This is a genomic window from Pseudonocardia xishanensis, from assembly GCF_039541715.1.
Taxonomy (GTDB): Bacteria; Actinomycetota; Actinomycetes; order Mycobacteriales; family Pseudonocardiaceae; genus Pseudonocardia; species Pseudonocardia xishanensis.
Genome location: NZ_BAABGT010000033.1, coordinates 69,595 through 87,226 on the forward strand (window position 1 = coordinate 69,595; position 17,632 = coordinate 87,226).

The following is a 17,632-nucleotide window of genomic DNA, read 5'->3' on the forward strand; positions in this document are numbered from 1 at the left end:
GCCGCCCGCGACCGCGGCGGGGAGGGGGCGGTCGTCGTGGGCGCGGGGCGACCCGGTCGGCGCACGGGGGAGCCGGGCCGGGATCATGGCCCGGTGCTCCGACACGTGACGGCGACCCGGTACGTCACCCCGCTGCGTGAGGGCGGATCGCTGCCGGGCCTGATGGAGGCGGACGACCTCGGCACCTACGTCGTGAAGTTCCACGGCGCCGGGCAGGGGCGGAAGGTGCTGGTCGCCGAGGTCGTGGTCGGTGAGCTCGCCCGCGCGCTCGGCTTCGCGGTGCCCGAGCTGGTGACCGTCGACGTGGATCCCGATCTCGGGCTCGCGGAACCGGACCGCGAGGTCCAGGACCTGCTGCGCCGCTCGCCGGGGCTCAACCTCGGCGTCGACTTCCTGCCCGGCGCGCTGGACTTCGATCCACTGGCCGTGGACCCGGGACCGGAGCTCGCGGGCCGGGTGCTGTGGCTGGACGCGCTGGTCGGCAACGTCGACCGGTCATGGCGCAACGCGAACATGCTGCTCTGGCACCGCACGCCCTACCTCATCGACCACGGCGCCACGCTGACCTTCCACCACGCCTGGAGCTCCGCCGACGCCTGGGCGCGCCGCCCGTTCGACGCCGCCGACCACGTCCTGCTCGGCTCGCACCCCGATCTCGACGCCGCCGACGCCGCCCTGGCCCCGCTGGTCACCGCGGAGACGGTGGGAGCGGCCGCCGCGGCGGTCCCGGACGAGTGGCTCGACGGGGACCCGGACGAGACCCGCGGCCGCTACACGACCACGCTCACCGCCCGCGTCGCCGCCCGCGAGGCCTGGCTGCCCGGGGTGCGGGAGGCCGTCGCGGCGGGCCGTCCGCGGCCGATCACCCGCGAGGGCCGGGCGCCGGACTGGCTCGCCGCCCGCCTGCCGAAGGGCGGGCCGTGATGCTCTACGAGTACGCGCTGCTCCAGGTCGTCCCGCGGGTCGAGCGCGGGGAGACCATGAACGCCGGGGTGCTGGTCTACTGCCGGGCCGCGGACTTCCTCGGCGGCCGGGTGCACCTCGACCGCGCCCGGCTCGCCGCGCTGGACCCGCACGCGGACGCGGACGCGATCGCCGACCTGCTGGACACCCTGGTCGCGGTCTGCGCGGTCCCGGAGACCGCGCGGGCGGACCGGCGCACCGAGGGCGCCCTGGCCGCGAGCGGGCCGGGGGCGGGGGAGGACCTGGGCCGCCGCTTCCGCAGACTGACGGCTCCGAAGAGCACCGTCGTGCGCCCCGGTCCGGTCCACACCGGACTGACCGCCGACCCGGCAGGCGAGCCCGACCGGCTGCTGGAGAGACTGGTCCGCTGATCCGGCGTCAGGTGTGGGAGAACCCCGCCGCCTCCTTCCCGCGCTGCGGGCCGGACTGGTGGCGGAGGCGCTCGACCGCGCGGGTCAGCTCGTCCATGAGCAGGCCTGCGAGGTCGTGGCTGAACCCGTTGCGCACCACGATCCGCAGTGCGGAGATGTCCTCGCGGTCCTTCGGGAAGGTGTAGGCGGGTACCAGCCAGCCCGCCTCGCGCAGGGCGGCCGAGACGTCGAACGCGGAGAACGGCTCGCCGTCCTTCACCACGAACGCGAACACCGGCAGCTCGGAGCCGTCGGTCAGCAGGTCGAACGCGCCCGTCGCGGCGATCTTCGCCGACAACGCCGTGGCCACCTCGCGGCAGGTGAGCTGCACGCGTCGGAAGCCCCCGTGGCCGAGCCGGAGGAACTGGTAGTACTGCGCGATGACCTGCCCGCCGGGGCGGGAGAAGTTCAGCGCGAAGGTCGGCATGTCCCCGCCGAGGTAGTTCACCCGGAAGACCAGGTCCTCCGGCAGCGCCGCGGCGTCTCGCCACAGCGCCCACCCGACACCCGGGTAGACGAGCCCGAACTTGTGCCCGGACGTGTTGATCGACGCCACTCGCGGCAACCGGAAGTCCCACTCCAGGTCCGGGTCGCAGAACGGGGCGATCATCGCGCCCGACGCGCCGTCGACGTGGACCGGGATGTCGAGGCCCTGCTCCGCCTGGAGGGCGTCCAGGGCCGCGCAGATCTCCGCGATCGGCTCGTAGCTGCCGTCGAACGTGGACCCCAGCACGGCGACGACGCCGATGGTGTTCTCGTCGCACAGCGCGGCGGCCTCGGCGGCACCCAGGTGCAGGCGGTCCCCGGACATCGGGACCAGCCGCGGCTCGACGTCCCAGTAGTTCGCGAACTTGTCCCAGCAGATCTGGACGTTGACGCCCATCACGATGTTGGGCTTGTCGGTGGGCTTGCCCTCGGCGCGGCGGCGGTGCTGCCAGCGCCGCTTGAGCGCGAGCCCGCCGAGCATGCAGGCCTCCGACGAGCCGGTCGTCGAGCAGCCGATCGGCTCGACGGCGTGCCAGAGGTCCGCGAGCATCCGCACGCACCGCTGCTCCAGCTCGGCGGTCCGCGGGTACTCGTCCTTGTCGATCATGTTCTTGTCCAGCGACTCGGCCATCAGCCGCTGCACGTGGTCCTCGCCCCAGGTGGTGACGAAGGTGGCCAGGTTGAGCCGGGCGTTGCCGTCGAGCATCAGCTCGTCGTGCACGATCTGGTAGGCGACCCCGGGATCCAGCCCCGCCGCGGACAGCTCGTTGCGCGGGACGGTGATGGGCTCCTCGCCGAAGACGGGATTGGCGAAGACGGGCTCGTCCGATCCGGACCGCTCTGGCAGAGGCATGGGAGCGAGCGTGGCAGCGCGTGCCCGCGGCGTCCAGGGACCTCCACCCGTCTCGGGCCGCCCGAGTGTCACGGCGCCGGCGGGTCAGGGGGCCGCGGTCGTGTAGCCCTGCTCCGCCAGCCAGGGCAGCAGCGTCCGCAGTGCCTCGACGGTCTGGGAGCGCGTGCCCCCGCCGTCGTGCAGCAGGACGATGGCGCCCGGGTGGATCTGCTTCTGCACCTCCGCCACGATCGCCGCAGGACCGGGCCTCTTCCAGTCGCGCGGGTCCACGGCCCACCCGAGCGGCTGCATGCCGTGGGCCACGGAGGCCTGCAGGATCGACGGCTGCCAGTTCCCGCCGGGCGCGCGGAACGTCTGCACCGCCACCCCGGGGACCCGGTCCGCGACGTCCGCGACCTCGGCCGCGATCGTCTGGGGGTCCTTGTCCGCCAGCTGCTCGTCGTGGGTGCGGGAGTGGGCGCAGATCGTCATGCCCGCGTTCACCACGCGGGCGACGACCGCCGGGTGCTGCTCCATCCGGGTCCCGACCATGCAGAAGGTCGCCGTGGCGCCGTGCGCGATCAGCAGGTCGAGGATCTGCGGGGTCCAGGTGGGGTCGGGTCCGTCGTCGAAGGTCAGCACGATCCGGCGGTCCGCCGGGCCGGCGAGCGGGAGGTCGCTGAGCACCACCGGCGTCACGACGCGGGCGGGCGCGGGCGCCGCGACCGGCGGTGGCGGCGGGTCGGGCTCGGCCGCCCGCGTCCCCAGCGGGGCGATCAACCCGAGCGCCAACGCGGCGAGCAGCGCGGGCACGCGGTCCGCGGCGGCGCCGCGGAACAGCCCCTCCCGGGTCCGCGGGTCCGGGTGGGCCGGGCGACTCAACAGTCCGGTGCGCCTCACAAGACCCTCCCGCCCCGGTGATGGACGGGAGGAGTGTGACCCGAGTGGGGGACTCAAGTCCGCCGACACGCCGGACGACCTGCGACTATCCGATCGCCACCGCGAGCCCGACCGACCCCTTGTCGCCGCGGAACAGCCTGCTGGACCCGACGAGCAGCCGACCGAGCACGCCGTACTTGCGCGCGACGGCCCGCCGCACGGCACGGGTGCCCTCGGCGTCGAGGATCTCGGCGGTGCCCGGCACGGCCGGGCCGAGCGGGGCGCCGCGGCGGTCGCACTCGGCGACCTCGACGGCGCCGGAGCGGCGGATCCGCTTCACCTTGCCCGACTTCGTGACGGTCCAGACGCCGATCCGGCCGTCCGCGGTCGGGGCGCACCAGACGGGCGTCGGCACGGCGGTGCCGTCCCGGCGGAAGGTGGTGAGCAGCAGGAACTCCGGGTTCACGCGGGAACACTCGCACGGTCCAGGCGGACCGGCAGGCTCGCGTACCCGCGCAGCAGCTTCGTGCGCCGCCGCACCGGGGTCCCGGCCGAGCGCATCCCGGGGAACCGCTCGACCAGCGCCCGCAACGCGACCTCGCCCTCCATCCGGGCCAGCGCCGCGCCGATGCAGAAGTGGATGCCCTGGGAGAACGCCAGGTGCTTGTGCGCGTCCGCCCTCGTGACGTCGAAGCGCTGCGGGTCGGCGAACACCGCGGGGTCCCGGTTCGCGCCCGCCAGGTGCGTGAGGATGAACGACCCGCGCTTGACGGGGATCCCGGCGAGCTCGGTGTCGGAGTACGCCACCCGCCCGGTCCGCTGCACCGGCGACTCGAACCGCAGCATCTCGTCGATCGCCGTGCCCCAGTGCTTCGGCTCGGCGCGCAGCAGCTCCGCCTGCTCGGGGTGCGCCAGCAGCAGCGCCGCGCCGTTCGAGATCAGGTTGACCGTGGTCTCGAACCCCGCGGCCAGCAGCAGCATCGCGATCGACGACAGCTCGTCCGTGCTGAGGCTGCCCTCGTCGTGGGCGGCGACCAGCGACGACAGGATGTCCTCGCTCGGGGCGCGCCGGACCCGCTCGAAGTGGTCGAGCATCCAGGTGTGCAGCGCGTCGATGTCCCGCTCGGAGCGGCGGAAGTCCCGGTAGGAGAGCCCGGCGTCCAGCGACAGCGCGCCGCCCTCGCCCCACTCCAGGAACTGGTCCCGCATGTCCAGCGGGGCCCCGAGCATCTCCGCGATCACCGTGGCGGGCAGCAGGGCGGCGAAGTCCGCGGCCACGTCGGCCCGCTCCGACCGCGCCATCTTCTCGAGCAGCTCGTCCGCGATCCCCTCGGTGCGGCTGCGCAGGGCGGCCACGTTCTTCGCGGAGAAGGCCCTGGTCACGAGCTTGCGGTACCGGGTGTGGTCGGGCGGGTCGCTGGCCAGCATGGACGGCGGCTGAGCGGGCCCGAGCGCCCAGTCCCCGCCGAACCGGACCGCCGCCCGCGCGACGCCGGGCATGTTCTCGGGCATCCGCTGCCCGACGCCGAAGTCCGGGCTGCGCAGCATGGCCGTGGACAGCTCGTGGTCCACCGTGGCGAGCACGAGCCCCGTGTCGACGAGCCTGCCGCGCTCGCGCAGCTGCTCGTAGAACGGGTACGGATCGGCGATCACGGTCGGGTCGACGAGCAGCCGTCCGCCCAGCTCGCCCCGCTTCGCCTGGCGCGCCACCATCCGGCGCATCAGGCCGTGCCGCAGTCCCCAGCGGACCATCCGGCGCGCGCCCCTCGATCCCGGCATGGCAGACCTCCTCGCGTGGACCCTCAACTTACCGTCGGTAACCCGGCGACGGCCACCACTCGCCTGAGGATTCTCAGCCGGTGTGGTAGATCGTGGAGGTGCCTCGTCTCCTCGCTGTGAGCGACCTCCATGTGCGATATCCGGAGAACCGGGAGGTCGCGGCGGGGCTCGCGGGGGATCCGGGGGACTGGCTGATCGTCGCCGGGGACGTCGCCGAGCGGGTGGAGGACGTGGTCGCCGTCCTCGCCGACCTGGCGGCCCGGTTCGCCCGGGTGATCTGGGTCCCGGGCAACCACGAGCTGTGGACACGCACGAAGGACCCCGTCGACCTGCGCGGCGCGCACCGGTATGCGCACCTGGTCCAGCGGTGCCGGGAGCTGGGCGTGGTCACCCCGGAGGACGAGTTCCCCGTCTTCGAGGGCAGGACGATCGTCCCGCTGTTCCTGCTCTACGACTACTCGTTCCTGCCCGCGGGCACGTCCACCTCGGCGGAGGGCCTGGCGGCGGCCTACAAGGCGGGCGTGGTCTGCACGGACGAGCACCTGCTGTACCCGGACCCGTACGCGAGCCGCGAGGAGTGGTCGGCCGCCCGGATCGCCTACTCCCGCGCCCGGTTGGACGCCGTCGAGGGCCCCACCGTCCTGGTCAACCACTGGCCCCTGACCCGGCTGCCCACCGACGTGCTGCGCCATCCCGAGTTCGTCCTCTGGTGCGGGACGACGGCCAGCGCGGACTGGCACGTCACCTACCGCGCCGAGGCGGTCGTCTACGGCCACCTGCACATCCCGCGGGTGACCTACGAGGACGGCGTGCGGTTCGTCGAGGCCTCGCTCGGCTACCCACGCGAGTGGAAGCCGCGCCAGGACCGGTTCGGGGTCCCGGCCGAGGTGCTGCCGCGCGTGGTCCTGCCGGTCCCCGCGGACGACTTCGGGATCCGCCCCTGAGGCGGACGAAGGCCCCCTCGCCGTGGCGAGGGGGCCCGGTCGGTCAGCGGGTGCCGTAGCGGCGGCGGAACTTCTCCACCTGTCCCGCGGAGTCGAGCACCCGCGCCGCACCCGTCCAGAAGGGGTGCGAGTACGAGCTCATGTCCACCCGCAGCAGCGGGTAGGTGTTCCCGTCCGACCACTCGATGGTCTCCCGCGAGGTCGCGGTGGAGCGGGTGAGGAACGCGTCGCCGGTCGACCGGTCCTGGTAGACGACCGGCCCGTAGGCGGGGTGGATGTCCTGTCGCATGGTGACTCCTTCGCTTCTGGAGATGATAACGGTTCCCGATAGCGTGGCATTCCCGCACAGGCGACGCACCACCGACGGACGGGGTGGCGACCCCGACGGCACCGCTGCCGACGGAGGGCACCACGAGCAGCCGGACCGCCGCCGCCGGCCGGGACGGGCGTCAAGAGGCCGAGTGGGTGCGTCTTCCCACCGCACATCCCCTGTTCGCAGTATGTCCTCGCCCCGGGCGAGCACCGATCATCTTGATCGGTACACCGAACCGGTACGGCGAGGAGAGCGGTGTCGATGGTGGTCACGACCGAGCGCGGCCGCCCGCGCTCCACCGACCGCGGGCTTCGGCCCCTCGGCCGGGAGCTCCGCGCCTGGCCCACGATCCTCATGGTCCTGTTGGTGCTCACCGTCGGCATCCCGCTCACGATCACCTTGACCCCGGCCCAGGACCTGCGCATCCTCGGCCAGCACATCGCCGTCGGCGCCCGCACCCCGGACCTGTCGCTGGAGGGCCCCGCCGGGCTGGTCCAGATCGGCAACACCCAGCTGGACATCCCGTCCGTGCAGGTCTGGGGTCCGCTGCGGCCGCAGCTGTGGCTCGGCCCCGTCCAGCGCAACGACGACGCCGCCAAGGTCTTCGACCCGGACGCCTCCGCCCAGGCCACGGCCCAGGCCGTCGAGCAGCTGCGGACCGGGTTCGTGAACTGGTACCTGCTCGCGGTGGTCGGCGTGGTCGGCACCGCGCTCGCGATCGCCGCGCTGGTCGGCTGCGCCCGGATGCTCGGCATCCTGCGCCGTTCCCGCAGCAGCGACGTCACGGTCGCGGACGTCTGGCACCGATGTTCCGGCACGCTCGGCCGGATGGCGCTGGTCGCCGTCACGGTCTCGCTGGTCGCCTGGGGCGCCTTCGGCGCGCTGGCCTGGTCGGGCACCATGCGCGGCCTCGCCGACGTCCGCTCCCTGTCGGACCTGGTCGGCGCCTCGCGGATCACCCCGGCCCCGGTCGGCCCGGTGGTCACCGGCTTCTCCGGCGCGGTGATCGGGGACTCGCGGGCGGCCCGCGTCGGCGGGCCGCCGGTCGCGGACCCCGAGGGGGACGACGTCGCCTGCGAGCGGTCCGCGGACTCCCTCGCCGCCGAGCTGGACACCATGGTCCCGGGCGCGGTCCGCAACCTGGCCTGCCCCAGCGCCACGGTCGCGCAGGGTCTGCGCGGCCCGCAGCAGCGCGGCGACGTCGCCGTCCCGCCGCAGGTCGCGCTGCTCAAGCAGATGCCGGACCTGGAGTTCGTGGTCGTGGCGATCGGGCCCAACGACGTCGGCTGGTCGGACCTGATCAAGTACTGCTACGGCGTCGAGACCTGCGACGACAACCTCACCCGCGGCGAGTTCGACTACCGGATGGCGGAGTTCGACCGGGAGTACGCGGCGCTCCTGCAGGACCTCGCCGAGCTGCCCAGCACCCCGCAGGTCGTCGTCATGGCCTCCTACGGCGCCTTCCCGGCGGACACCGACCCGGCCTGCGCGGACGCCCGCGGCCCGGCCTACGCCGTCGGCCTCACCCAGGACAAGATCGACCTGCTGACGGACCGCAACGACCAGCTCAACGCGGTGCTGCGGGCCGGGGCCGAGAAGTACGGGTACACCGTCGCCGAGCCTGCGCTGCGGCCGCTGTGCAGCACGGGCGCGGACGGGATGGACCCCGACCTGCAGGGTCTCGCCGACCGCTTCGCCTTCCACCCGACGGCGATCGGCTCGCTGCGGCTCGCCGCCTCCGTGGCCCGGCTGGTCGGGACCGGATGACAGACTGGCGCCATGGCCACGCCCCTCGACCTGTCCCCGGAGAACCGACCCGGCGCGGTCACCGACCCCCGTGAGGTGCTGCGGCTCGGGGGCGCGCCGCTGCCGCTGACCGTCCCCGCGCGGATGTACGTCTGCGGGATCACCCCGTACGACGTCACGCACCTCGGCCACGCCGCCACCTTCGTGTGGGCGGACACCGTGGCCCGGGTGGTCCGGATGACCGGGGTGGACACCGTCGTCACCCGCAACGTGACGGATGTCGACGACGTCCTGACCCGGATCGCCGCCGAGCGCGGCCGGGCGTTCGACGAGTTCGGGCTGACCCAGGAGTACTACGTCGACCGGGACATGGCGGCGCTGCACGTGCGCCCGCCGACCCACACCCCGCACGCCCGCCACCACGTCGGGCACGTGGTGCGGCTGGCGATCGCGCTGCTCGCGGCCGACGCCGCCTACGAGCGCGAGGGCTTCGTGTACTTCCGCGGGGCCTCGCTGGCCCGAGACGGCGGCCTCGAGCTCCTGGCCGAGCAGGGCGACGACCCCACCGACCCGCTGCGGGACGACCCCTACGACGTCCCGGTCTGGCGCCCGTCCGGCGAGGGTGACCCGGCGTGGCCGAGCCCCTGGGGCCCGGGGCGTCCGGGCTGGCACGCCGAGTGCGCGGCGATGGCGCTCGCGACCCTCGGCGGGGTCGTGGACGTGCTGGCGGGCGGCGCGGACCTCGCCTTCCCGCACCACGCCTACCAGGCCGCGATGGCCTCCGCGGCCACCGGGGCCGCGCCCTTCGCGCGCCGCGAGCTGCGCGCGGGCACCGTCGGGGTGGCCGGGGAGAAGATGGCGAAGTCGACCGGCAACCTCGTGCTGGTCGGGGACCTGCTGCGGTCGGCGCCCGGCCCCGCCGTCCGGCTGATGCTGCTGGACCGCCCCTGGGCGCAGCCGTGGGAGTACCGGCCGGAGGCGCTGGACGACGCCGCCACCCTGCTCGAGCGGCTCTACGTGGCGGCGGCCCGGCGCGGCGAGCGCCCCGCCGCCGTCGCCGAGGTCCGGGCGGCGCTGTTGGCGGACCTGGACGTGCCGCGGGCGCTGCGCGTGGCCGTGGACGAGGGCGGGGAGGCCGCCCGCCAGGTCCTGCGCACCCTCGCGCTGCAGTAACCCGTCGGCAGCGGCGGTCGAGGGGCCTGCCGTGGCACGAACGGCGGAATGGTGCGAACGTCGACCTGTCTTCCTGGAGGACCCCTGTGACCCCCGAGCCCGTGCACACCGCAACCGACACGCTGTCGTTCGAGCCGCTCACCCCGGTCTCCTACCTCGACCGCGCCGCCGCCGCCCACGGCGAGCGCACCGCCGTGATCGACGGCGAGCTGCGCTTCACCTACACCGAGCTGCACGACCGCAGCCGACGGCTGGCGGGCGGCCTCGCCCCGCTGGCCCACGGCCGTCCGGTCGCGGTGCTGGCCCCCAACACCCACGTGCTCCTCGAGGCGAACTTCGGCGTGCCGTGGGCGGGCGTGCCGCTGGTCGCGGTCAACACCCGGCTGTCGGCGGCCGAGGTCGCGTACATCCTCGAGCACTCCGAGGCGTCGGTGCTGGTCCACGACCCGGTCTTCGACGACCTCGTCGCGGACGTGCTCGGCCGCCTCACCGCGCCGCCGACGACGATCCGCGCGGGGGAGGAGTACGAGCGGCTGCTCGCCGGGGCCGAGCCACTGGCGATCACCCCCACGGACGAGCGCTCGCTGCTGTCGATCAACTACACGTCCGGGACGACGGGCAGGCCCAAGGGGGTCATGTACCACCACCGCGGCGCCTACCTGCAGGCGTTGGCGATGGTCGGGCACACCGGGCTGTCGCCCAGCGCGGTGCACCTGTGGACGCTGCCGATGTTCCACTGCAACGGCTGGTGCTTCCCGTGGGCGGTCACGGCGGCGGGCGCCACCCACGTCTGCCTGCCGAAGGTGGACCCGGCGGAGGTCTGGCGGCTGATCCGGGACGAGCGCGTCACGCACCTGGAGGGCGCCCCGACGGTGCTGTCCATGCTGGCCCACTCCCCGGACGCCGTCCCGCTGGACCGCACGGTGCACGTCGCGACCGGGGGAGCGCCGCCGTCCCCGGCGATCCTGCGCCGGATGGGCGAGCTCGGGTTCGACGTCACCCACCTCTACGGGCTGACCGAGACCTTCGGCCCGGCGATGATCTGCGACTGGCGCCCCGAGTGGCGGGACCTCGACGAGCGGGCGCAGGCCCGGCTCAAGGCGCGGCAGGGCGTCGGGAACATGATCGCGTGCACCGCGCGCGTGGTCGACGACGGTGGCGCGGACGTGCCCGCGGACGGCGAGAGCGTCGGCGAGATCGCGCTCCGCGGCAACAACGTGATGCTCGGCTACCTCAAGGACCCCGAGGCGACCCGGGCCGCGGCGCCGGACGGCTGGTTCCGCACCGGCGACCTCGGCGTCCGCCATCCGGACGGGTACGTGGAGCTGCGGGACCGCAGCAAGGACGTGATCGTCTCCGGCGGGGAGAACATCGCCTCGGTCGAGGTGGAGCAGGCGATCGCCGAGCACCCGTCCGTGCTGGAGGTCGCCGTCATCGCCGTGCCGGACGAGAAGTGGGGCGAGGTCCCCGCCGCCTACATCACCCTGCACGAGGGCGCGAGCGTGACGGAGGAGGAGATCGTCGACTTCGTACGCGAGCGGATCGCCCGGTTCAAGGTGCCCCGCCGGATCATGTTCGGCGAGCTGCCCAAGACCTCGACCGGCAAGATCCAGAAGTTCGTGCTGCGCGACGAGGCGTGGGCGGGTGCGGGGCGGCGCATCTCCTAGGGTGCGGCGCTCTCCCGGGTGACGGGCGCCCCCGCCCGCAGCGCGCGCGGGATCTCGGCGACCTCGTCCACCCGGGCGAGCAGCCGCGCCCGGTCGGCCTCCGACGCGGCCGTGTCCAGCTCGACGCGGTAGGCGATCCCGGTGGAGGACCACGACTCGTCGAACCCGCCCTCGGCGGTGACCCGCACGCCGTCCAGGACGACGCCGAGGGGTTCGGCCTCGCGGTACAGGTCGTTGAGCACGCAGCCCGCGGTCGCGAGGTGCAGCAGGTGCGCCCCGGTGAACTCCGCCCGGACCCGCACCCCTTCGGACGTCCAGCGGTGGGGGAGGTCGACGCCGTCGGCCGCTCGCAGCGTGCCCGCACCCACCTCGACGAGGAAGCTCATCGGGGCATCATGCCCCGGAAACGCCGAAGGCCCCCTGGAACCAGGGGGCCTTCTCGGGTGGTGGGCGATACTGGGATTGAACCAGTGACCTCTTCCGTGTCAAGGAAGCGCTCTCCCACTGAGCTAATCGCCCGAGGCGGAGGCGGGAATCGAACCCGCGTACAGGGCTTTGCAGGCCCTTGCCTAAACCACTCGGCCACTCCGCCCGATGATCCCGGGATGGTGTCACGGGGATCGGAACCTGGAGGCCCAGGCAGTGAATACGAGGTTTCCTCCGAGCGGACGACGGGATTCGAACCCGCGACCCTCACCTTGGCAAGGTGATGCGCTACCAGCTGCGCTACGTCCGCATGCTCCCGGTCTCCCGGGGCTTGTCGGTGTTGCTCGCTCCGACATGAAGAACATTAGCGTAGGCCCCCCGGGGCCTCCAAACCGGCCCCCCGTTCTCCGGGTGGCGGGCCCGGGACCTGCACGAACGGGCCGGAGGGAGCGCTCCGGCCCGCGGGTGCGGGTCGTCAGTCTCGGGCGCCGTCGCTCGTGTTCGGGGCGAGCAGCTGGTCCAGCGCGGCGTCGAAGTCGAGCCAGGAGTACTCGCTCGTGGCGGGGACGAGCTCGAAGGTGCGGTCGAGGAACTCGGCCAGCGGGCGCGCGGCGGTGGTGAACACCGCGTGTCCGGAGGGGGAGGCGAGTTCGACCTCGACGCGCTCGGACTCGGGGTGTCCGCCGAGCAGCGGCTTGACCCGGACGTCCCCGGTGCCCGAGGGGGCGAGGAGGCCGTCGGCGAGGAGGTCGCGAGCGAAGACCCAGTCCACCGGACTGCCCTGGCCGGTCCGGAACGACGCCTGCACCGCGTAGGGGTCCCGGCTGGAGTACGACAGCTCGACCCGCACCGGAACCGGCGGGGAATCGGGCGTGACGAGCTCGAACAGGGCCCCTTCACGAATGATCATGGGCTGGTCGCGCATCCTTGCTCCTCTTTCTGGCGCCGCGTGGTCCGTCGTGCGGAAAAACGAGCGTGTCGCCAAGATGTGACGGGTCGGGGGACGTTCTCCCCTCGACGGTTTCGTGGCGTTAGCCCGGTCGGGTGGACGGCGGCCCCCTCTCGGGTGTCTCCCACCTGCAAGGACGGGTGATCGCCCGGTTGGTTGTGATCCAGCTATCAAGCAACGGATTCGGTGAACCGCTCGTTGGTCCAGTCCGAACCACGGACGTGAGGGAAGTACTGGTGGCGGATGTCGCCGATGAGGCCGACTCCCGGGCGACCGCCCGCGCGGTGGACGCCGGGCTCGCCGCGCGCGTCCGCGCCGGCGACCAGCGGGCACTCGGCGAGCTGTACGACCGCCACGGGCGCGCGGCCTGGTCGCTCGCCCGGCGGATCTGTGTGGACGCGCAGCTGGCCGAGGACGTGGTCCAGGAGGCGTTCCTGAACTTCTGGCGGGACCCCGCCCGGTACGACGCGGAGCGGGGGTCGTTCGCCACCTGGCTGCTGACCGTCGTCCACCACCGGGCGGTCGACACGGTCCGGCGGGAGAGCGCCATCCGCCGTCGGACGGTCTCGGCGGACGCCGGGGACGACCTCGCCCTGCCGCCCGGCCCGGGCGCCGACCAGCAGGCGCTGGGCGCGGTCGTCGCGGGCCAGGTCCGGCGGGCCCTGGGCGGGCTGCCCGCCGAGCAGCGCCAGGCCCTGGCCCTGGCCTACTTCGGCGGCTACACCCAGCGCGAGGTCGCCGCGCTCACCGGGGTCCCGTTGGGCACCGTCAAGTCACGGATGTTCACGGGGTTGGCCCGGTTGCGTTCGGTGTTGGGCCCGGTCACGGGCCTCGGGGAGGCGGCACTGTGAGCACCCGGGAGACCTGTCCCCGCACCGAGCACGCGGTGGCGTGGGCGCTGCACGTGCTGGAGCCCGCCGAGGCGGACGAGATGTCCGCGCACCTGGCGGGCTGCGCGGAGTGTCGTGTCACGGTCGCGGAAACCGAGGAGACCCTCGCCGCGCTCGGGGGTGGCCTCGCCCCCGAGGAGCCGCCCGCGGGGCTGCGGAACCGGATCCTGGACGTCGCGGCGGAGACGCCGCAGGAGACGCCGCAGGAGACACCGCCCGAGTCGGCCTGGTCGCCGCTCTCCGCGCCGAAAACCGACGGGTCCGCCACCGAGCCGTGGGGCGACGTCGCACCGGGGACCGGCACGCGGTCGCCCCGGCCGGACTCACGGGGGCCGGGCTCGCGGTCGCTCGGGGCGGGCTCCTCGGCGGCCGGGTCGGCGCCGCGGGCCGGGGGGACCTCGGGCCCCGCGCGCGGCGGCCGCAGCGGCCCCGGCAGGGGACGACACGGCCGTCCGGCACCGGGGATCCGCGGCCGGGTGATCGCCGTCGCGACGGCGGCGCTGGTCGCCCTGGGCGCGATCGCGGGCCTGGGCGTCTACAGCGCCCAGCTGAAGTCGGAGCGGGACGCCGAGGCGGCCCGCGCCCAGAGCCTCGTCGCGATGGTCCAGCAGATGGCCACCCCCGGGACCGCACACGCCTTCCTGTCCCCGGCCGGGGGAGGGCCCGCCGTCGCCGCGGTGGTCGCCACCCCGACGGGGCGGCAGGCGGTGCTGCCCGTGGGGCTGCCCGCGAACCCCGGCGACCACGTGTACGTCCTCTGGGGCCTGCCCGGGTCGGGTGCGCCCGCCCCGCTGGGCACGTTCGACGTTCGCGACGACGCGCTGGACGTGCAGTCGGTAGGGTCGGCCCCGGACGGGACCGCGTTCGCTCAGTTCGCCATCTCGATCGAGCCCGGTCGGGCCGCACCGGCCTCGCCGTCCGACGTGGTGGCGAGTGGGCGGGCGGAACTCTGAGCAGCAACGACCTGGAACGACGAGACGCCGGGCCCCGCCGCGGGCTGCGCGGGCTCAAGGACCGGATCACGGAGTTCCGCGATCGCATCGAGGAGCGGCCCACCGCCCGTCGGACCTGGCGGATCGCCGTCGGGGTGCTCGGGACCCTCGTACTGGTGGGCGGGCTCGTCGCGATCCCGTACCCCGGCCCGGGCTGGGCCATCGTCTTCGTCGGCCTGGCCATCCTCGCCTCGGAGTTCGACTGGGCCAAGCGGGTCCTGCACTTCGCCAAGGGCAAGTACGACGCCTGGACGGACTGGCTGGGCCGCCAGAACCTCGTCGTGAAGCTGCTCGTCCTCGCCGCGACAGGCCTGATCGTGCTCGCCACGCTGTGGCTGCTGAACGCCTTGTGGCTGGTCGCGGGGTGGGTCGGGTTGCAGGAGTGGACCTGGGTGCAGAGCCCGATCTTCCGGTGATGTAGGGTTCTCACACGGCAGCGGGCGATTAGCTCAGGGGGAGAGCGCTTCGTTCACACCGAAGAGGTCACTGGTTCGATCCCAGTATCGCCCACGCAGCCGAAGGGCCCCTGACCAGCAGGTTCAGGGGCCCTTCGTGATGTCTGAGGTGGAGAGCCGCGTCCAGGGACGGCCGTCTGTAAACCAAACGGTAAACACGGCTCACCCGGTGGCGTCCTGGTCCTCGTCGAGTCCCGGTGGCCGCACCTCCTCGGTGGGGAGGAAGAGGTTGCTGATGGTGATCGCAGCGGCCTGGTCGAGCTCGGGGATGTCCGCGGTGTACGTCTCGAGCGTGAAGGCCACCGTGGCGTGCCCGAGCCGTGTGCTGACGATCTTCGGATTGACCCCGGCGCGGAGCGCCATGGTCGCGTAGGTGTGCCGGACGTCGTGCAGGCGGATCGGAGGTAGCCCGGCCTCCCGGGAGATCCGTTGGAACCGCTCGGTGATCGTGTCCGGGTAGAGAGGGCTTCCGTCGGGCCAGCAGAACAGCAGATCCTCGTCGGTGTACGACGTTCCGAACGCCGTCCGTTCCTCGTCCTGCTCCTGCAGATGGCGACGGAGGGCGGCGACGGTCGTCGGGTCGAGCCCGAGGAGGCGCCGGCTGCGGTGCGACTTGCCGTCTGAGCGCTGAGCCTTCCCGGCCGCGATCACACGGGTGCTGATCACCGTGAGCGTCTCCGCGGCGGGGTCGAATGCCGATCGGAGGGCGCCGACGGCTTCCGAGCGCCGCATCCCGGTGGTCGCGAACAACAACCACATCGCCGAGAAGCGATCCGTTCGTGCCGCCGCCAAGAAGCGGCCGAGCTCAGCCGGTGTCCAGGTGCTGTGGCGCGAGCTCTTCACGCGTGGGGGCTTCACCCGCGCGGCGGGGTTCGAGGACAGCAGACGGTGCTCGACGGCGTCACCGAGTGCATGGCGGAGCATGACGTGAACGGCGACCACTGTGCGCGCCGCGAGACCCGGGGCTGTCGGTGTGGGCGTCCGCCCCTCGCGGTACCTCCGCACCGCAATGCTTGCCGCGGAGTAGGAGACGCCGACTGTGCGTGCGATGTCGGCGGGCCTGGCTTGTTCGCCGCGGTCTCTGTGTTGCTTCCAGACCTCGTACATCGCCGAGTTCGTGTCCGGCTTCCGCCTCCCGGATGTGAGAAGGAGGCGGTAGAGCGCTGACACCGTCGCCGGCTCGACCTCCTGAATCCTGCGAGAGCCGATGTGGGGGATGACGTAGGACCTGGCGTAGACGGTGTAGTTGGCGAGCGTTGTCGGCTTGACCGTCATTGCAACCGTCGCGAGCCACTCCTCGAGGAACTCCGCGACCGTTCGAGCGGATGAGGAGACGAAGGTGTCGGCGCGCAGCTGGGCGTTGGCCTCCGCAAGGGCGTCCCAGGCATCGGTCTCGGAGGCGAAGCCGGACTTCGCTCGCTGCCGTCGCTTTCCACTGAGGGGATCGGGCGCGATCTGAAGCATGAAGGCCCACTTGTTGCCTCGCTTGTAGACCGTCCCCTGCAGGCCCCGGCGAGCGCTCGTCTTGGCTCCGCGCGGCAGCTTGCTGGTCACGCTGTCTCGACCAGCTCTCGGAGGCGGTCGCGGGGGATGTAGATCCGTCCACCGAGACGCTTCGACGGGAGCACGCCGCTCTCGACATAGCGGTATGCCGCGGCGCGGCTGATGCCGAGGATGCGTGCGGCGGCGGAGACGGTGAGCAGGATGGGGAGATCGTCGAAGTCGGACACGGTTCGGGCCTCCAGGTGCGGCGGGACTTGGGTGATCCCAGGAGGCTCGCGTCTTACTGCGCTGTCTTCGTGACCGGTCGTGAACGGGGCCGGCTGAGTGGTGCCGAGCGAGCGGGGTCGGGAGCGGAAGGTCAGCGAGCCTGGCGTCATGCGTGGAGATTGCTGCCGAGCGGATCGCATTGCCACCGACGACGCGCGCTCTGTGGACAGGTGGGGCCTGTGCCGGGGGCCTGTGGACAGAACCCGACCGAGCTGCAACAGAACGTAACGGCGACAGCGCGCTCCGCGAACAGTCCTGCAGCTCCCCGGCTCCCTGTTCAGCCTGCTCGAAAGGCCCACCGTCGTGCTCGCGCCTTACTTCCTCGTGTTTCCCTCCGCCCAGGCCTCGTTCGCGGTCGTTCGGTGATGGCGGCCAAGAAGGGAAACCCGGTGGCCGGATGCGGCTGCCTCGTCCTCCTCGTCCTTCTGCTCGGCGGGCTGATTCGATCATGCAGCGGTGGGGACGATGCTGACGAGCCGACCGCGACCCAGTCTTTGCTGAGCCCGGCCTCTACGGCTGTCGCTCCCACTCCCGCCCCGGTGACGCCCACGGCCCGCGCGCCAACGACGACCACGCGCGCGACGAGCCCGGCCACCACCACACGGCCCGCAGGAACACCGAAACCGCAGCCCGACCCGGAACCGAACCGCAACAGCCAGCGGAACGAGGAACCGGCTACACCGGCCGAGGTCTACTACAAGAACTGCGACGCTGTACGTGCCGCGGGAGCCGCGCCGATCCGCCGCGGCGATCCGGGCTACCGGAAGGGCCTAGATAGCGACGGGGACGGCGAAGGATGCGGTGGCGACTGACCTTCACAGTGGCGCCGAAGGCTCGCCGCAGCGGCTCGATGCGGACCTGCCACGTTGACAGGTCGGCCACGCCCAACCCCCGGTGTTCGTAAGCAACACCACCTCGGTTCCGACGAGGTCGTTCTGTGTCCTCCGCCGCTGGACCT

At 73.0% G+C, this 17,632-nt stretch carries 19 protein-coding genes and 4 tRNA genes; 11 read left to right on the plus strand and 12 right to left on the minus strand.

Features of this window, described 5'->3' with window-relative positions; translation table 11 throughout:
* The first annotated feature begins 93 nt into the window (after positions 1–93).
* Together ABD993_RS15180 and ABD993_RS15185 are read left to right on the plus strand one after the other, a co-directional pair.
* A complete protein-coding gene (locus ABD993_RS15180) occupies positions 94–924 on the plus strand; it encodes a HipA family kinase (protein WP_345417817.1) in 831 nt (276 codons plus the stop codon).
* On the plus strand, positions 924–1,334 hold the full coding sequence (locus ABD993_RS15185) for a DUF3037 domain-containing protein (protein ID WP_345417879.1): 411 nt from the start codon (positions 924–926) through the stop codon (positions 1,332–1,334). The genes ABD993_RS15180 and ABD993_RS15185 overlap by 1 nt, the downstream gene beginning before the upstream one ends.
* Positions 1,335–1,341: 7 nt before the next feature.
* Here ABD993_RS15185 and gad read toward each other — a convergent pair whose 3' ends face one another.
* From gad to ABD993_RS15205, 4 genes are all read right to left on the minus strand, one after another.
* Positions 1,342–2,712, minus strand: coding sequence for a glutamate decarboxylase (gene gad / locus ABD993_RS15190; RefSeq protein WP_345417820.1), 1,371 nt, complete (start codon positions 2,710–2,712; stop codon positions 1,342–1,344).
* Positions 2,713–2,796: 84 nt separating this feature from the next.
* The gene (locus tag ABD993_RS15195; RefSeq protein WP_345417823.1) at positions 2,797–3,591 is read right to left on the minus strand and encodes a polysaccharide deacetylase family protein; all 795 of its coding nucleotides are present in this window, start codon (positions 3,589–3,591) and stop codon (positions 2,797–2,799) included.
* Positions 3,592–3,676: 85 nt separating this feature from the next.
* Positions 3,677–4,036 carry a PPOX class F420-dependent oxidoreductase gene (locus ABD993_RS15200; protein ID WP_345417826.1) on the minus strand — a complete coding sequence of 120 codons (360 nt, stop codon included), beginning with the start codon at positions 4,034–4,036 and terminating at the stop codon, positions 3,677–3,679.
* Entirely contained in the window at positions 4,033–5,349 is a 1,317-nt protein-coding gene (locus tag ABD993_RS15205; protein ID WP_345417829.1) for a cytochrome P450, read from the minus strand. Before ABD993_RS15205 ends, ABD993_RS15200 begins: the two co-directional genes overlap by 4 nt.
* Before the next feature lie 116 nt (positions 5,350–5,465).
* On the opposite strand from ABD993_RS15205, the gene ABD993_RS15210 reads away from it, so the two are divergent.
* On the plus strand, positions 5,466–6,293 hold the full coding sequence (locus ABD993_RS15210; RefSeq protein ID WP_345417832.1) for a metallophosphoesterase family protein: 828 nt from the start codon (positions 5,466–5,468) through the stop codon (positions 6,291–6,293).
* A 43-nt stretch (positions 6,294–6,336) separates the two neighbouring features.
* Here the strand turns inward: ABD993_RS15210 and ABD993_RS15215 are convergent, their stop codons facing one another.
* On the minus strand, positions 6,337–6,582 hold the full coding sequence (locus ABD993_RS15215) for a type B 50S ribosomal protein L31 (protein ID WP_345417835.1): 246 nt from the start codon (positions 6,580–6,582) through the stop codon (positions 6,337–6,339).
* 285 nt (positions 6,583–6,867) lie between these two features.
* Here ABD993_RS15215 and ABD993_RS15220 point away from each other — a divergent pair, with 285 nt between their 5' ends.
* The 3 genes from ABD993_RS15220 (at position 6,868) to ABD993_RS15230 (ending at position 11,192) form a co-directional block, all read left to right on the plus strand.
* Positions 6,868–8,373, plus strand: a complete 1,506-nt coding sequence (locus ABD993_RS15220) for a GDSL-type esterase/lipase family protein (protein WP_345417838.1) — start codon at positions 6,868–6,870, stop codon at positions 8,371–8,373.
* Between the two features lie 12 nt (positions 8,374–8,385).
* Positions 8,386–9,525: a cysteine--tRNA ligase gene (locus tag ABD993_RS15225; RefSeq protein WP_345417841.1), complete on the plus strand. Its 1,140-nt coding sequence runs from the start codon at positions 8,386–8,388 to the stop codon at positions 9,523–9,525.
* Between the two features lie 101 nt (positions 9,526–9,626).
* The gene (locus ABD993_RS15230; protein WP_345417844.1) at positions 9,627–11,192 is read left to right on the plus strand and encodes an acyl--CoA ligase family protein; all 1,566 of its coding nucleotides are present in this window, start codon (positions 9,627–9,629) and stop codon (positions 11,190–11,192) included.
* Here ABD993_RS15230 and ABD993_RS15235 read toward each other — a convergent pair.
* From ABD993_RS15235 to ABD993_RS15255, 5 genes are all read right to left on the minus strand, one after another.
* Entirely contained in the window at positions 11,189–11,578 is a 390-nt protein-coding gene (locus ABD993_RS15235; RefSeq protein WP_345417847.1) for an OsmC family protein, read from the minus strand. The genes ABD993_RS15230 and ABD993_RS15235 overlap by 4 nt on opposite strands.
* A gap of 58 nt (positions 11,579–11,636) precedes the next feature.
* Positions 11,637–11,711 (minus strand) — tRNA-Val (locus ABD993_RS15240).
* Position 11,712: 1 nt separating this feature from the next.
* Positions 11,713–11,784: transfer RNA gene (locus ABD993_RS15245), tRNA-Cys, on the minus strand.
* Positions 11,785–11,855: 71 nt separating this feature from the next.
* Positions 11,856–11,928: transfer RNA gene (locus tag ABD993_RS15250), tRNA-Gly, on the minus strand.
* Between the two features lie 165 nt (positions 11,929–12,093).
* Complete coding sequence (locus ABD993_RS15255) at positions 12,094–12,543, minus strand: SsgA family sporulation/cell division regulator (protein ID WP_345417850.1); 450 nt, start codon at positions 12,541–12,543, stop codon at positions 12,094–12,096.
* A gap of 260 nt (positions 12,544–12,803) precedes the next feature.
* On the opposite strand from ABD993_RS15255, the gene ABD993_RS15260 reads away from it, so the two are divergent.
* From ABD993_RS15260 to ABD993_RS15275, 4 genes are all read left to right on the plus strand, one after another.
* A complete protein-coding gene (locus ABD993_RS15260; RefSeq protein ID WP_345417853.1) occupies positions 12,804–13,418 on the plus strand; it encodes an RNA polymerase sigma factor in 615 nt (204 codons plus the stop codon).
* Positions 13,415–14,410, plus strand: coding sequence for an anti-sigma factor domain-containing protein (locus ABD993_RS15265; protein WP_345417856.1), 996 nt, complete (start codon positions 13,415–13,417; stop codon positions 14,408–14,410). The genes ABD993_RS15260 and ABD993_RS15265 overlap by 4 nt, the downstream gene beginning before the upstream one ends.
* A 65-nt stretch (positions 14,411–14,475) precedes the next feature.
* Entirely contained in the window at positions 14,476–14,865 is a 390-nt protein-coding gene (locus ABD993_RS15270; RefSeq protein WP_345417882.1) for a TIGR02611 family protein, read from the plus strand.
* A gap of 22 nt (positions 14,866–14,887) precedes the next feature.
* Positions 14,888–14,959 (plus strand) — tRNA-Val (locus tag ABD993_RS15275).
* A gap of 107 nt (positions 14,960–15,066) precedes the next feature.
* On the opposite strand, the gene ABD993_RS15280 is transcribed toward ABD993_RS15275, so the two are convergent.
* Positions 15,067–16,458: a tyrosine-type recombinase/integrase gene (locus tag ABD993_RS15280; RefSeq protein ID WP_345417859.1), complete on the minus strand. Its 1,392-nt coding sequence runs from the start codon at positions 16,456–16,458 to the stop codon at positions 15,067–15,069.
* Complete coding sequence (locus ABD993_RS15285; RefSeq protein ID WP_345417862.1) at positions 16,455–16,634, minus strand: helix-turn-helix domain-containing protein; 180 nt, start codon at positions 16,632–16,634, stop codon at positions 16,455–16,457. The genes ABD993_RS15280 and ABD993_RS15285 overlap by 4 nt, the downstream gene beginning before the upstream one ends.
* A gap of 405 nt (positions 16,635–17,039) precedes the next feature.
* Between ABD993_RS15285 and ABD993_RS15290 the strand changes: the two genes are divergently transcribed.
* Positions 17,040–17,486, plus strand: coding sequence for an excalibur calcium-binding domain-containing protein (locus ABD993_RS15290; RefSeq protein ID WP_345417865.1), 447 nt, complete (start codon positions 17,040–17,042; stop codon positions 17,484–17,486).
* The last annotated feature ends 146 nt before the right edge of the window (positions 17,487–17,632 follow it).